Origin of the sequence: Parabacteroides caecihominis (assembly GCF_023656785.1) — a bacterium.
GTDB classification, from domain to species: domain Bacteria; phylum Bacteroidota; class Bacteroidia; order Bacteroidales; family Tannerellaceae; genus Parabacteroides; species Parabacteroides segnis.
Genome location: NZ_JAMOKS010000003.1, coordinates 241,558 through 258,485 on the forward strand (window position 1 = coordinate 241,558; position 16,928 = coordinate 258,485).

At 43.4% G+C, this 16,928-nt stretch carries 6 protein-coding genes; all 6 read right to left on the reverse strand.

The window, feature by feature from the left end; translation table 11 throughout:
- Positions 1-301: 301 nt before the first annotated feature.
- Positions 302-6,733, reverse strand: coding sequence for a DUF8694 domain-containing protein (locus NBH14_RS03620; protein ID WP_186958763.1), 6,432 nt, complete (start codon positions 6,731-6,733; stop codon positions 302-304).
- 15 nt (positions 6,734-6,748) lie between these two features.
- Positions 6,749-8,692: a fimbria major subunit gene (locus NBH14_RS03625; protein WP_186958762.1), complete on the reverse strand. Its 1,944-nt coding sequence runs from the start codon at positions 8,690-8,692 to the stop codon at positions 6,749-6,751.
- 96 nt (positions 8,693-8,788) lie between these two features.
- Complete coding sequence (locus NBH14_RS03630) at positions 8,789-10,468, reverse strand: Mfa1 family fimbria major subunit (protein ID WP_186958761.1); 1,680 nt, start codon at positions 10,466-10,468, stop codon at positions 8,789-8,791.
- Between the two features lie 559 nt (positions 10,469-11,027).
- Positions 11,028-12,194, reverse strand: a complete 1,167-nt coding sequence (locus NBH14_RS03635; protein WP_186958760.1) for a SusF/SusE family carbohydrate-binding protein — start codon at positions 12,192-12,194, stop codon at positions 11,028-11,030.
- A gap of 22 nt (positions 12,195-12,216) precedes the next feature.
- The gene (locus tag NBH14_RS03640; protein WP_046146568.1) at positions 12,217-13,848 is read right to left on the reverse strand and encodes a RagB/SusD family nutrient uptake outer membrane protein; all 1,632 of its coding nucleotides are present in this window, start codon (positions 13,846-13,848) and stop codon (positions 12,217-12,219) included.
- A gap of 12 nt (positions 13,849-13,860) precedes the next feature.
- Positions 13,861-16,878, reverse strand: a complete 3,018-nt coding sequence (locus NBH14_RS03645) for a SusC/RagA family TonB-linked outer membrane protein (RefSeq protein ID WP_186958759.1) — start codon at positions 16,876-16,878, stop codon at positions 13,861-13,863.
- Positions 16,879-16,928: the final 50 nt, after the last annotated feature.

The window sequence follows — 16,928 nt, forward strand, 5'->3', positions numbered from 1 at the left end:
CTGACGGATAAAATCGCTTTTACGGAAAAACTTGTGTGAGAAGAAAAAATCAGGAGATTCATTTCTAAATCTCCCGTTTTATTGTTACTTTTGCATACGAAGAGTTCTTTGAAGGTTACGCAACGCACAGAAGAATAATGCAGTAGATAACTAACTAATTCGTAACCTATTACTATTATGAGCGATTACCCAATGCTCATTTCCAATAAATTACACTCTTTTCGTAACTTCTTGAAGCAAATATAACAGTTACGACAGTTTCAGATATCACTTTAGCCAATTATTTTACAAAGAAACCCGCCTAACTTTTCAGTTTATAACGTATAATCACCTTTTCGGTTTTCTGCCGGTTGCGAGTGGTTACAGTAATCAGAACCACTCGTTCGGGGATGAATACATTGAGCGAAACCGAACTCTGCCGGATAGCTTGTTTGTTATATATCAATCTACCATTCAAAGCATATATTTTTACTGATTCAATTGGATCGTCAACAGAACTGCCCGCTATGACCCAACCATTGCTGGCAGTAATACGTATATCTGAATCAGGAATGTCATCCTCTTCTATTTCTCCTATTCGCAGGAATAGCCTTCCTTCCACAAGACCAGTCTGGTTATCGAATGTATACTCGGGATTTTCCCTCATATTCTGCAACGTTCCTGTGAAAGTATCCTGCAGATAAATATCCTGAGAAGTATCAATGGTTTCCATTCCGGATAGGCGAAGGGTCAACTTACCTTTGACAGCAGTACGGACACCCAGTTCGATGGGTTTCGATAAATCCCCCAATGTACGGATAGAAGTCGCTTTCCCATCCAGCAATGCATATAAAACAGCCGGTTCCGTATTTTCTTCCGAGAAAAGGGTCCACATATCTTTACGTGCGTTATACCGATTTTCTTCAAACGGGACATATTTCAGGCGAATATAGCTCTGAGCCACCTGATCCCGCAACACATCCATCTTTAATGTCGCCTCTTCCATACTCCGGGTGGAACGCAAGGTGATGTCAGAAGTTGTCATCGACATCGTGAAGTTGAATTGAAGGCTGGATATCTGTCCTTCCTTTTCTACAATAAAGGATTGCATAGGTGCAATGAGATAGGGATCACTTGAAAAGACTCCGGGATTATAGGCTTCAAACGTCTCATTGTCCGTCCATATATAGTAACCACCTGTTATGGCCTGATTGGCTGCTTTAAACTGCCTGAAATCCAGATGCGACATAAATGGATTGCCTAGCAAGGTTGTCGTATAACTGTTTTGATCGTCTTCTATAGTCACATCAAAGCCAGCAATATCCCTGTTTAACGGCAGGTTTCCATCCATATCTATACGCTGTTCATAAGTAAACCGCCCTATACCGGTACGATCCAGAGCCGGTGTTTCACCCAGGTAAACACCATGATAATTCCATATCGAATAAGTGGTACTATCTTTAGGGAAACGGAAAGACTGCAGTTTTGCTTCGATGTCTTCCCCTTCGTAAACTCCGATAGCATATCCAAGCCCCGGAGATAGCTCTTCGGTCAGTGTATTGAAAGGATTTGAAAAGTCGCCTGTCACTTCTGCCGGAGTATCTTTTGTCTGTGGATTGGTGGTATTATATTTCATCATATAGACTGCCGGATTCTGGCGTTTTATACTTCCTTCAACAAAATAATCTCCGGAATACATTGCACGCAGGGGAGCCGAGACAGTATACCAACGACCAGGTTTCACATCGAGATCCACTTCTGCAGATCTGTAGTTCAAATAATTAGTACGGGCCACTCCGCCTCCCATCTTGAAGGTAATTGTATCGCAAGCGGGACGGAGAGAAAAGATTCCATCATTCTGCTTTTCTTTCTGCAAATTCAGATTCAACTGATTTTGAGTATAATTATTTACTATATTTAATGAGTCTATCGTCGGCTTTATCAATAGAGGATAATGATCCAACAGGGTGGTTTGATCCACCGTGATCGACTCATTCGGTATGATTACATTGGTGCAATAACCCGGCACACCGTTGTCCCAGTTACGGAAATCGTTCCAGTTGTTTTCCTCACCATTACCGGTCCAGGTGGTTACCCTGGGGAACAACACAAACTCATGCATAGATGCTTCGGTACATCCCAGGGAATTGTTGGCTGCCAACGAAATGGTATAGAACCCCGGGGCATAGTCGTCCAACTTCAATTTCAGCGCTTTGGCTGTGGTATCGGAGACTACCGTCCCACCAACCATCCAGGTGTAACTTGCGTAAGGGTCATTTTCACTTACTCGCGTATCCTGATTGGTAATAGTTATGTACCCGTCTTTATCCACATCGGAATAACAGAAAGCTGTTTTATTGCCGGCCAGTGAAGGTGCTGGAAGTTCTTCCACGGAAGCGGCAAAAAGCAACTCACGAGGCTCTGATACGGCCATACAAGCATAATTCGGAGTCCCGTTAAAGGCTCCCGACTGGCCCACCACTAAACGATAATATCCATTATTGGCTGCAGTAAAAGGATAGATTTCGAATTTTGATTTATCGGTTGTAATCACTCCGGAAGTCACTTCTCCGATAACGCTGACAATGGGTTGCCATGGACCGTCCTTACCGGTAGGGCTGAACTCCCATCGATAATCAAGGTAATTGCCCAAGGTTCCGTCATCGGTATACGTTCCATGCAGGAAGAGCACTCCCTCATCTTTCCCACAAACATAACCGTCTACAGACGGTACGAGGGTGACGGGTGGGATAACCAGATAGATTTCAATATCATCCATCAATACATCATTTCCACCTGCTGTACCAAAGTTATTATTGACGACTTCGAGGGTTATACCGGTTACTTCGTCCGGTACAAGAAACCTGAATCCGAATTGTCTCCATAGGTTTCCTTCCCCATCGAGCATATTACCGGAAATAAATTCAGCTAACACATCTCCGGTATCCGTATTTGTCAATATAAATTTAAGATTTACTTTTTCCAGTCCGTTCCATTGTACAAAGCTGGTAAACCAACCAGTAATAACTAATTCAATATTACGGCATGCACCCAGGTTCTTTAATTGATGAGTATAGAAACGTCCGGGAGTTTCCGTTGCGTTCACAGCTACCAAATAACCAGGAGTCTCATTCGGTTGGTCTTTATAAATATGGTCCGTCATAGTTTTCCAGCCACCGGTTCCCCCCGGTGGACTCATCTTCGTGATCATATAACCACCTTCCGGCAAATGATCGTCATCTTCCGTATACAGTTCGTAGTCTATTGTAATATACTCTATCGGTTCTTGCTTTACATCCGGATCCCCGGGATTTGTTCCTCCAAAGTTCTCCCTGTGTATCCGGCGGGCATTTGCCGGAGAGATCACAGCATCAACGCTACCGCACAAATAACCGGGTTGCAAATAATATGCGACTCTTTCCTGACCAGAAAGGGGAACTCCGTTTATATCGCATATCTCTACCCAATATGTTCTTGCCTTAAATTGCCCGTCCGTATTTCTTTCATTCAGGACAGATATAGTATGTGTCTCTCCATCGGATATTAATATAGGATCCCTTACCTCTTGCGCAGAAGAATAAGTCTGTTCATAATCATAGTCGTCCAGATCAGGCAACAGATCTTCCGCCCCTCCGTTTTTACTGGTATACCATTTATACGTAATTCCTGATATTTCAGGCGCTTCCATATGGATCAGCGAAGGTAAATAGCCGGGCTCTCCCAAGCTCACCATTCCGGGAAGATATAGATTTCCGCTCCACCTGTATCCCCCAGCCTGCTCATCTACCATATTATCCGGACAGACAAAATAGGTTTTCGATTTAGATGCATCTTCCGATATGAATTTAACTGAATCGGAACAAGCAGAATCAGTATTACCTGTCACTATAAAGCGATAATAGACATTCTCATTTATAGGATTTGTAGTATAATTTGTTTTAAAATCTCCATTCTGAAAAGTCCCGGTAGCCCCGGTTCCACTACAATTGCTCCATATTCCGGTTTCAGTACGTTCCTGCCATTGATAAGTGAGTGTACCTGTTAAATTGCCACATGCATAAGAACCCGTAAGTGTCTCTTTCTGGCCTGATAATACAGTAATTTCAGTCTCTATAGGCACAGATATCTGTGCCGGACTTAACACCTTTATTTCAATATCATCCAACGCAAAAGCCTTACCCCAATCCCAGGCACCTTCCGCTAGTATGGAAAGAGTGGCTGAAGTTGCACCTTGCGGCACAAAAAAGTCAAACCCATATTGTATCCAGGGAGCACTACTTCCCCCACTGATATTTCCGGTTGTTTTTTCCTGTGTACTTCCATCGTCGAAGCTTACAAAAAATTTAAAATTCTGCCTGGTGTTAATGTTTTTCTCCAGATTGGCAATCCAGGCTTTAAACGACAGTTTCGAGCCGGCACATAAACCAGAAATCGTAGTTGTATAAAACTGCATAGTTTCGCCGTTTAATGCTTTCCTGGCATGAACCTGCAGAAAGTAACCGTCTTCGCAACCGGAATGATCCGTTACATCCGTATTCCAGTTTGTCGTCCTTCCTGTGCCACCCTCATCTGTCCAGTAATTCAGATATACCTGATTAGTAATTATATAGTTACCACTTCCTGGATTAGGTTTTACAGTTCCCTCCTCTGCCAAGGTATAATCATATCCGGGAATAACATATGAATTATCGGTTTTATATATAAAATCCTGTGCAGAACCACACCCGCCAAAGTCTTCTCTAATCAGGTAGTTGGCATCCCGAAACAGTTGCACAGGCGTTGAGGTCAGAGCTTCCGTAAAATCCGCACTATCATCACTACCCTTGATTGCCTGGACCCTGTAATAATAGCCGTCTACCACGGCAGATATATTCGTAGTGAAAGTTCCGCTATCACCTGTAGCCGAACTGTCCGATCCGGCAATATCTGTCCATCCGGTACTGCCGTTGGCACTTCTTTGCCACTTGTAATTGATGGAAGGACTGATATATTTATAATCCACAGTCAAGTTCACACTGTAACCGACAACACTTCCCGTTGCGGGAGATTTGATAGTTATATATGATTCATATCCGGTAAGGGAAATGTCATCCAGACCGAGCCATAAATTTTCTCCTACGGATGATATACGTATTTTAATAGAATCGCCCTGATAACTACGGGGGATGTAAAACAATAGTTTTCTTTCTTCCCATCCGTCGCTTACCTTAAATTTAGCAGAGTCTGTCACAGCACCTTTAGCATCTTCCACCTCTAGCTTAAATTGATAGGGTAGAATATCAACCCTTCCCCAAAGGGCTACCTGCCATGCACTGAGAGAAAAGGTTTGTCCTAACATTTCCGTCGTTACCGGAACAACGGTTTTATAAACAGTCTTCTCTGTACTTGTTCGGTTCGCGGCATACATAAAATAACCTTTTGAATTGTCACCAGGGACGCTGTGATCCTCAAAGCCACCTTTATCGTCTCCTTCTCCTTCCGCCCAATTCCATTTTACACCCGGAAAACCAGGAATAGGCAACTTCCATCCGGCCAGTTTTGTGATCGCATAGGTGGCTGCTCCTGCTACATCCAGTTTAATCGGCCTTTCCCCATAAGCTTGTTCAGCTTTGTCTCTGTTGTATCCTCTGTCATCAGGTTCCCCATATTTAAAATCCGTTGTTATGGTTGGTTGTGAACCTGTTGTCATCCACCAGTCGCCCGAAGCTCCTGCCTGATTTGTCGAATCGGTAGAAGGCCAACTTCCGCCAAAGTCCTCCTTAAACTGATATTCGGTCGCGGTGTACTCAACCGTTATTATATCCGAATACAAAGTTTTACTACCGGCAGTGACCTTAAGCCGGTAATAAACGGGACCATCCGCACTTTCTGCTGCCGGAGTAAACTCCGCTGTAAAAGATGTTGCAGTACCCCCTCCTGTCGCTCCCATACCGGTAGTCTCAATCCAGGAACTGCCGTTGTATTTCTGCCATACATAGGTATAAACTTCACTACCTAAAGGATTATTATATTTCGCCTGAAAAGAAGCTGCAACCGGTGTGTTAACTTTCGTATAAGTGTATAAAGAGGCTGGAGATATTATCTGTATTGCCTTCATGTTCACCGTAATGTCGTCCACCCCAAATTTGTGCTTCTTATTTTCATACCCATATTTATCAACAATACTGAAAGTAATCGCGCCATCCTGCGTAGCCGTAACAGAATGCGACCAGAGGATCCATCCACCATTCGAATTAGAATAGTTTGCCGAAGTATTTATCTGACCGCCAAGTCCTGTTCCGGTAGCTTGTATTTCAAAATTATATCCGCCGTCCACATCATCATAATAAACGCCAAATTTAACAATCTCTCCTTTCTTTACATAAGGAACCGTAGCGGCATATATTTTTTTCGGATCGGTACCTGCTTCCTTCACAGCAAAAAGATAATATCCTTCCCCTGTAGTATGGTCAGGATGAGTCCAATCCGGAGGAGTACCATGACCGACCAGGTTTGAATTTTTAGTGATGATGCATTTTCCGGCATCATCGGCCATAGGAACAGAAGTAGCATATGTGAAATTATAGAAAGTCCATATTCCCGGATCAGGATCTATATAATTACCGCTAAATCCGGCTCTCTCAAAATCTTCGCTGACAATATTTACTTTCGTTGCCTGTTGTGCTTTTGCCTGTCCGCCTATCAATAATAGTCCCAGGAATATGATGAGTTGTATCTGTTTAAAGCAGATTGTTTCTTTTGAAATATGTTTCATAACCCTTATACTTATTTAGAATATGATTGACTGATTTCTGATCAGAATATTCGAGTTGCTTTTTGTCTCCGGTGTAGCGGACCGGGTAGCAGTCTCTATAAACTCTGATTGGGGTACCGGTAAGACAGGTAATCCGATAGAGATCATTTTTTCTATATTCAGTTTATACCAGTTATTTCGCACCACACCAAAACGTCCGTATTTTCCAACACCTTGTGCTTCGGCAACAGAAAAATGTTCGATCGGCACCTCATAATACATTTCGCCACCTTTATAAAATGAAAGATTGGCGGACTCTGCCGGTCCTTCGTCTTTCCAATTAGAAAAATTAAATCCAGGATGATCCTTTTTAAACTGACTGATAGCTTCGAGAATACCGTCCCGAAGATATATATGAATATGTTCCGTTGTGGAGGCAGAGGCATAGATCGCCACATCTTCCGGACGGAGAATAAAAAACGTTGTATTATCTTTGTTATAGTTATTGTATTTATAGTTTTCGATATCCGTACTTCCTCCTTTGAATACGAAAAAGCCTTCGATCGGTTTTAACGGAAGTGTCGGATTCCCCTCTGTATCCTTCTCACCAAACTGCTCTCTTTTAAGAACCGCTTTAAAGATAACCCGGGTCACAACATCTTTCTTTTGTTCATTTTGAGTCATGGTGTTTTCAGGTATATACACCGGCTGAGTGTCACCATTGTTCCATGACCAATAGTTATAGTATTTGTAATCGGAGAGTTGTGGATACAATTTTTTAGCCGTGCTACCGGAAGTACCCGGAATTAATTCGTTGCGACTTGATATATAGCTGAAATTATTCTTAAGATTGGTCTCACCTGTCCCTGAAAAACCGGAGAAATTAGGGTCTTCTGCATAAAAATATTCCCGGTCGATATGTCCTTGTTCTTCCATTACAGTACCTCCGGCTTTATATGTAAGATGTCTGAGCCAATGACTTTTTTTATTGACAACATCGATCTCCCACGTAAGGTCAGTCGCAACCATATAACGTACCCGGTCGGAGACGAGTCCCAGGCCGTCATACGTATGAAGATAAGGTTTAGCGCTACACTGTTTCGTTTTCCGGTTAAATTTACCGGTACAACCTTGTACCGGACAATCAAGACAATCTTCCGGTATATCGTATCCTTCATCTCCCCAAGGAGCATCAAATTGGTTATTATAATCCAACAACATCACGAACCGCCCATAGGGAGTTACTGCTGTAGATCTGGTATTTGCAGTACCTGCATAATCACAAGTGACTTTAGCTGCGACACGCTCCAGATTAATGAAAGCCGGATTGTTCTCTGCTTTTTCTTTAGTGGCATAAAAGTTTCCCGGTACCAATTCGACAAGATTTTGGGAATTCAGCATCAGGAAATAAGCCGGTTCTTCGTGCATCCCCTCTCCTCCACTCACCATACGGGAACGATACATACCGGAAGTATTGAATGCAGCATCAAGTGCGGTGACGGATTGTCCTTTTTCCGTTTTTGCTTCGATCGAATCATTGGGATTGATCACGATAAGCATATCATAGTTCCCCCGTTCGAAGGTATGGGCTGTTGTCTGGATAAAAATTCTATTTCCATCAGTGGCCCAATTGTAGAGGTCGTTACCAGTGACTTTAAAATCATTGTTATCAGGTTGTACCTGTATATCCAGATCCAGACAATATTTGACAACGCCACCTTCATAGAAAACCATTCTTACTCCATCTATCAGAACCTCCGAAAGGCTTCCCCTGTCCACTCCTTCATAGGCTTTTGTATTCATATAATTATTGGGCAGAGGTATCCTCATTGCCAACGAAAAGATATTTCCGGTACCACTGGGAATATTTTCTTCGGGTATATCTCCGGGACCATCAAGAATGGTTTCCGTACCCGTACAAGAAGCAAGCCATAAGGCTAACCCCAGCATCAAAAAAATACGATCTACACACTGCTTCATTCTTCTTTCACTAAAATTAATCGCTAAACATGCCCCGGTATAATCAAAACGAACCGGGTTACTGCACTCACTACTTCAAACACTATCTATATTCTGTCAAAGTTCTATCCCCTGTCCCCTTTCCACCCAGGGTAGAATAGTAAATTCAACAGATAACCAAGACTTATCTTTGTCATCCGGTTCGGGTCTGTCTTTCGGTATTTCACCCGTACCATAATTCTTTATACTGGTCAGTAACAGATTATACCAGCTATTACGAACAACGCCATATCGACCATATGCCATAGACTCACTTTGAAGTTCGTCTCTGAAATGACGAATAGGCACATAGTAATAATTAGGTGCGCCTGCTGCAAAAAAACTTACTGTCCCATTCGATTTAACAACATCTTTCGATGTATCGGGAACGGCTGTATATCCATTAAAGTCCTCAGAACCTTTCATTCTTTCCAAAATACCGGGTAAAACAATTATACTGGCATTTGCAGCCTCTTCAGTAAGAACTTTCCATGTTTTACCAGCGCTGGTAATAATTGTTTCCGGATCATTATAAGCAGCATGAATCTGCTGTATATCCGTAAAAGTGAAAGCCATATTACGGAATAAAAAATATTGAGTACCCGGAGGCAGGGATGTTCCAAAATACGTTGTTTTAGGAGTAATAACCGCAGATATCAGGACACAGGTAGTCACATCCTCCCATTGCTCCGATGCAACCATTGTATTTTCTGTAACATACGCTTCAGTTGGCTCATCAGATGTTGAAGGAGTTAAGGGAAGAGCTATAGTTCCGGATTTATAAGTAAATTCATCTGTAAGCGGAGCGATAAGACTCGGATTGCGGTTATGGCTGATCCCATCCCAGTTAGGGTCTGTGGCATACATATATATACGATTCGTAGAAATTGCTATTTCTGGGATTGTTTGGGTAACAATACCGGATGAAATAGAGTTTTTATCAAGCATGGGAGCCGCGTTTCTCATCCAGAATGTTTTCCTGTTAACAACATCAACATCCCATTTAATTTCACCAATATTCGCACCCAGTGTCGCTGAAGCTGTTTTAAGATTATCTGCCACACTCAAAGTCACTTTAGCCACCGCACGTTCAACGTCTAATTTTACCGGTGCAGCCTCAGCCTTGGCTTCGGTATCATAAATATCGTCCTTTGCCACATTAACTAACCCTGCAAAGTTGCTCATCAAAAAGTTGTCTCTTATCTTTTCACCCATAGTAAGCTGGTCGACAGAAACTTCAGCAGCAGCAGTCATTATTCCTAATTTTTCACCTTCGGTCGTTAAGTCCTTCAATGCTGCAGGAGGATTAATAAATACCGCAAGCTTATAATTATCTTTTATAACTTCCTTTGCTTTTGTTCTGTATGTAGTGGTATTCGTCCCCTGTAATATACTGTGGATATCACTACCCGGTGAAGCCGGAGTACCTATATCTGCCAATACAAACCGATATTTCACTTCACTAGTAACAGGATCATCACCATTATACAAAACAATCAGGACAGACTTCACTTTATTCTCATCCGCAGTTCCATAATGCAGAGAGTCCAGAGCTTTTGTCTCCGTACCGCGAACACTGCTGTTGCTCAATATAAGGGATATATAGCCAACCGGACCATCTTTATCTCCTGTTTTACCCTGGTCGCTCATTTCATTAGAGCAGGAAGTAAAGATTGCCCAAGCCGTCAAAATAGCCAAAGCTATTTTTTTGATATATATAGTTTTTAGAAGAATCTTCTTAAATACCAAAGTCATCATATAGTTTTTACTCAATCCAACCGTTCATGGTTATAAATAATCATCGCTCACAGACATGGGAGGTATTTCTCCAGGCGTTCGATAATAAAACTAAAGTCAGGCATATTATGCCCGTACAAATACGCCCCGATACTCTTTCGACTTTTTTAAAATTCTATTAGTGGACTAAAAACAATATTCATTAATGTGGTCTCCACTCCATGTCGCATCCATCAAACACTCATTTCAAATTCTCAACCGAATAACAAATCTCCTCTTTATTTTGTTGAGTTCCAGACAAACTTAGATTTAAAACGTACCTTATGAAAAAAAGAGGTTAATTTATCCTTGTTTGCAATAATGATTAAGACTACTGTCTTAATGTATGCAAAGATAATATATACACATGTAAATAATAGATATATTGAACTTAAAAAAGGCAGAAATTCGGCAATTTAATATCCATTTACTTTTGTTAGGTAAAGCCCTTCCTGTTATTATAAACAAAATTGTCAGTAGCTTTCAGTAATGTTACTGAAAGCTACCGACAATTGATTTATATCATGTAGTATAAAGTTTTTTATTTAATACCCCCTGTCCCGTCCAGGAAGTTCAGATAAGCCTTCTGGCCTGCCGATACGCTTACAGCTTCAGGATCACCTCCGTTCTTCCGGTATTCTATTTTATTGTTCAGGACAATAAACTCACTGCGCCACCAGTCGGTAGACGGCAACTTAACACACATACGTAATGTGCCACCGGCAACAAAAGCAGGTGAAACAAATTCACCTTCCCCGGAAGGTACCATAAATTTACGGGCTTCATCAAACGTATCCCAACCGCCGGATGGATCACCGGTCACATAGACATCGGGAGTAAGGAATTCAAGCGTATAAACCAGATTCTTTCCATCTACAACAGTTGTCACTACCAAAATATACCAGCCGGCATTTTTAACACCGATATTCTGTCCGCCACTGCCGTCATCTACACCGGACACTCCGGCTAAAGAGGCCGATGCAGCCGGAACAAGACCTTCGGAATAAGCGACCTGATTGCCGTCCCACAAAGGCTGCGCATTGAACTTCATTACGTTATTACCGCCAAAATACTGCATGGACCAGAATTTACCCGGAGTATCCGTTACCGGGATCATTTCAACCCATTTACCCCAACTGCTTCCAGAGGCAAAATCACCTACCAGGTACATCTGTCCCGGCAAAGTGACAGGAGGTTCCACATTATAACCCAATACTTTCGGAAGTTCGATAACATTGGACGTGATTTGTCCTGCTCCATTATTCGTAAGGGAAGCGTTCAGACGAATATAAACCGGCATGGGGGTCTCCGGCAATTCGGCATTATCGTTCGAAGCCTTCCACAAATCCAGCAAAGCCATGGCAAAGTCAACGGCGTCTATATTCAGTTCAGGTAGTGGGTAAGCCGGGGATAAGGTGGCATAATTTGCTTTTGTACCGGCTGCCTCATCGGCCTCCTTAAAAGTTTCTTCCAGGGAGAGTTGTACTTTATAGGTGGTAGAAGCCACGTATCCGTAATTAGGTTGCGTACAGGTCAGTTCAATGGAAGAAAGATTCTTCAGATCATATACTTCATTTGCCTGTGCCGGTGTATTCAGGTTGAATTCGGTTGGTTCCTGAAAAACCGGATTATCGTCTCTGTCTTCTCCGCAACCGGTCCAGAATAATGAACCGGCTAAAAGGAGCATATATATATTCAGTTTCTTCATTTGTTTACAGATTTGGAAGTTATTATTTTAATGATTCATATCCCGGGTTTTGCACCAGGTTCGGATTGGCAGTCAGGTCGCGGTCGCTGATCGGATAGATATTAAAGCGACTGTCAATGTTTGCAACGCCTTCCAATGTACCCCCTTTATATGCCCAGGCATAATCCTTGGTAAATTTTCCGAAACGTACGAGGTCGGAACGACGCTGTCCTTCCCAATATAATTCACGGGCACGTTCATCGAGAATAAAATCAAGAGACAGGTCAGAGGCTGTAATATTGGCACTCTTATCACCGTTAGCACGTTCACGCAGTTGGTTTACATACTCAACGGCCTGTTCCTTATTGGTTCCGGCAGCATTGCGTACGGCACATTCCGCATAAATCAGATAGATGTCTGCCAGACGGAACAACGGGAAGTCGGTGTTCGGATCGGGTGTCGGAGTTACCGCTGCGCCGTCCCAGCCCAGGTTCGTAAATTTATGGCACAGATAACCGGTGTTCCAGTCCTGCATTTTCGATTCCGGAGTACGTGTTCCGGCACCATCATAGAAAGCATAACGTTTATCTTTCTTAACCAGGCTACCGTGGCTGTCGGTTCCCGCATCCGGACTTTCGTTGAAGAATCCGATCATCTGCTGTGTCGGCTTCAGGCAAGTCCACGAAGAAGACATTCCAAACCAGGTTTGGTCCATATCACCACCATAGGCAGCGGCTGTCAGCATAATTGTACTGCCATAGCTTTTTGCATTGACATTATCGAAAGGGATCGCGTAGATAATTTCATTCTTATGCATACCCGTCAGATGGTTTTCACCACAGAAGAGGTTGGCATAATTATCTTCCAGGCCGAACCCGGCGTCAATCACTTTCTGGGCATATACAGCAGCCTTGTCATACATCGGTTTGCCTGTATAAACTTCTGCATTCAGATACATTTTGGCAAGAAGCGTGTTAATGACCGGTCTGGTTACACGACCGTACGTTGCCATAGAAGGCGTTTCGTCCAGATTACCGTTTTCGGAAAGATCGATCAATTCGGCAACAATCTTGTCAAACAATGCCTCCGCCCCTATCTGTGACGGTTTCCACGACTTATCGTCTGTCGGGCTGTCATCCCAAACAACACCCGGATTGCGATAAAGGTCGATCAGGTAATAATAATTCATTGCCCGGAGTCCGCGCACCTGGTCACGATATTTCTGAATATCCGGAATATCGCTGTCTGCCGCATAAACGTCCAGGAATTCCTTGCAGTAACGAACATTCAGCATGGCACGCTGGTAGAATGAATAAGCATAAGGCAAGGTATAATCCCAGTTCAGCTGGCATAACTCCACAATACCTTCGTCCGCCCAGTTCCAGATCGCTTCATCGGAAGGGAACAACTGCAAGGAGAGTAATCCGCGGAGAAAAACCAGCGAACCCTGGTCGCCACCCTGCAAGTCCGGTTCGACATTAGTATCGGAAGAGTTTCCCGACAAGCCGAAACCGGAATAGATTTTAGCCAGGAAGGACTGGCAGTCGGCTTCATTATGGATAGAACTGCTGGATTTATCCAGTATCGGCTCCTGATCGAGGTCACCCAGACAGGAAGTGGCCCATACACAACATAAAGAGGCAAGGCCCAATGATATATATTTTTTCAGTTTCATGATAGATGCATTTTAGAAATTGATGTTAACTCCGAATAATACTGTTATCGGACGCGGATATACGTTGTTATCCATACCGTCGTTCACTTCAGGATCGAGACCGTCATACTTGGTTATGATGATCGGGTTCTGCACGGTTGCATAGAAACGGGCATTCCAGCTACTTTTGATAAACTTGTCGACATTATATCCCAATGTAATATTGTCGATCTTCAGGAACGAAGCATTCTGGATATAGTAATCCGACAAACGCTGGCGTGACTGGAATCCGGTTTTCAAAGCTGATGTAGGTTTATTGCTCAACGCATTGTTCCCAAACAATTCGTTGACGCCCAATGCAGCATTGGCGGCCGTCGAGTTGAAATTGTAATTGCCCAGGCTGACACGTCCGTTGAAGCCTAAATCCCACTGCTTATACGTGAATTTGGAATTGAAGCCCATCAACACGTCTGCGGTCGGTTTCTTATAACGATAAAGGTCGTTGTCGGTAATTACACCGTCGCCGTTACGGTCCACATACTCACCTTCGATCGGGTTTCCGTCGGCATCATACACTTGCTGGAAAACATAGAATGTACCCGGAGCATAACCAACGCTATGGATCTTCAGACGCAAACCACCGTCACCACCTGTCGATTCGAAACGTTTACCCGGTGAGTCGGAATTATCGTTATAAGTCAGTTCCGTAATCTTTGTCTTATTGTAAGCGATATTGAAACCCAGGTCCCAACTAAAGTCACGGCTTACTATCGGACGGGTATTGATAGAAAACTCAACCCCTTTGTTTTCGAGCGAACCGATATTCGAAACAACATATTCGGCAAAGTCGGTTCCGGCCGGCACATTCACTTCCGCATTGATAAGGTCTTTTGTCTTACGGATATAACCATCCAAAGAACCGGTAATACGACCGTTCAGGAATCCGTAATCGATACCGACATTATAGGTAGTCGTTGTTTCCCATTTCAGATTCGGGTTGGCGGCTGTCGGTGCCAATACATTTATCCAGGTCACATTTCCGGCAGCATCATAAACAGGATACATGGCTCCCCCTTTTCCTTCCCGGTAAAATGAAAGATACGGATAATCGCCCTGGTTAATATCCTGCTGCCCGGTAACACCCCAGCCTAAACGCAACTTCAATTCATCCAGGCTGCTGAAATCTTTCATAAAGCCTTCTTCATTCATCTTCCATCCCAAAGCCAGCGAAGGGAAGAGTCCCCAGCGTTTATCTTTGGCAAAACGGGAAGAGGCATCATCACGTAAAGTGAATGTCAACAAATATTTATCCATCAGCGAGTAATTCATACGTCCATAGAAAGAGGCCAGTACATATTTGGTATCTGTTTCCTTATATTCGTTGCTTACGGTCGTATTCTGTCCGAACGTTTCCGGCTTGCGCGACAAATAATAGGTCACATTATCCGTCTGCGTCTGGTAACTCTGATAAGAATAACCTGCCATGACGTCGAAGCGGCTGGCTACCGACGGTAGTTCTTTGGAATACTGTGCATAGAAATCAAACAGTTTGTTTTTATGTGTACTATTATAGATACGGTTACTTCCGGTTGCGTCATCGTCCGGCTGATAAGAACCGGGAGCATTCGGGCCTACATATTTCTTTCCTTCCACAGATGTATAATCGATACCCATATTCATATTAAAGCGTAAATCTGGCAAGAAGTGCAGTTTGTAATCGAACTGCGCATTTCCGATAAACGACTTGGCTGTCGAACGGTCATCGACCATTTCCAGCATAGAAACAGGGTTGACTCCGGCTGAGGTCGCTCTGGTGCCGTCCGGTGTGTAATCGCCGGTCCAGGTAAAATAACCTCCGTATTTACTGCCGTTTGTTACCGGCTTGGTCGGGTCGAAGCTAACCGCGCTTCCCAAAGCACCCGTATCGGCAAAACGGTTTTTGATATAAACGCCTTTACCATTCAGGTTTACATTCAGGTGGTCCTGAAAGAAGGAAGGAGTCAATGAAACGCTTCCGGTATATCGCTGGAAATTAGATGTTTTCAGAATACCGTTCTGATCGGTATAACCGAAAGAGACACGGTAAGGCATAAATTCTTTGACAGAGCCGTAAGCACTGATATTATGGTCGGTCGAAATTGCCGTACGCAACACTTCATCCTGCCAGTCTGTGCTGACATTCGGGAAGAGATTCAACGCATTCAACATACCCTCCGTCGTGTTCGGAGCATTTGTGATATAATCACGGTATTCATCCCCGCTCATTACATCTACTTTATTACGTTTCGTGCTGACAGACACATTACCGCTGTAATTGATCTTCACACTGCCGCTCTTTCCTTTTTTCGTCGTAATGATGATAACACCATTCGAGGCACGAGAACCGTAGATTGCAGTAGCCGATGCATCTTTCAGGACTGTAAAAGACTCGATATCAGAAGGGTTTATCGTACTCAGCGGATTGCTTAACCCGTCCGGGGCACTGTTACCCATAATCACACCGTCGATAACCACCAACGGATCGTTTTTAGCAGACAAGGAAGAACCGCCACGGATACGGATCGAAGAAGAGGAACCCGGCTGTCCGGTTGAAGAGGCAACGGATACACCGGCCACTTTACCCATCAACATATCCTGGGGACTGACCTGCAAGCCGCGGTTCTTTTCATCCGGCTTGATGGCGATAACAGAACCGGTAGCATCATTCTTCTTAACCGTACCATATCCGATCACGACAACATTCTCCAACATCTGGGAATCTTCTGCCAGAATGATATTCATATCAGAGGTAGCAGGCAACTCCTGCATCTTATATCCGATAAATGAAACAGAGATAATATCGCCTTTAGAGGCAGACAACAGAAACTTACCGTCTATATCGGTAACGGTCCCGTTCGTTGTCCCCTTTATAATAACATTCGCCCCGATAACCGGTTCTCCTGTAGGATCTTTCACAACTCCGGTCACTGTCATTTGCTGGGCAAAAACAGAAACGGACATACACAAGCCTGCGATCAGCATCAACAGTGCTTTAAACCTTAAACGTTTCATGTGCTTAAATTTAAGTTCTTTACAAGTTTACTTAATAACCTTAACAATCC

Bases quoted from the DNA above. Each gene is read 5' to 3' on its own strand.
- NBH14_RS03620 (WP_186958763.1), bottom strand. From the start codon at position 6,733: ATGAAACATATTTCAAAAGAAACAATCTGCTTTAAACAGATACAACTC.
- NBH14_RS03625 (WP_186958762.1), bottom strand. From the start codon at position 8,692: ATGAAGCAGTGTGTAGATCGTATTTTTTTGATGCTGGGGTTAGCCTTA.
- NBH14_RS03630 (WP_186958761.1), bottom strand. From the start codon at position 10,468: ATGATGACTTTGGTATTTAAGAAGATTCTTCTAAAAACTATATATATC.
- NBH14_RS03635 (WP_186958760.1), bottom strand. From the start codon at position 12,194: ATGAAGAAACTGAATATATATATGCTCCTTTTAGCCGGTTCATTATTC.
- NBH14_RS03640 (WP_046146568.1), bottom strand. From the start codon at position 13,848: ATGAAACTGAAAAAATATATATCATTGGGCCTTGCCTCTTTATGTTGT.
- NBH14_RS03645 (WP_186958759.1), bottom strand. From the start codon at position 16,878: ATGAAACGTTTAAGGTTTAAAGCACTGTTGATGCTGATCGCAGGCTTG.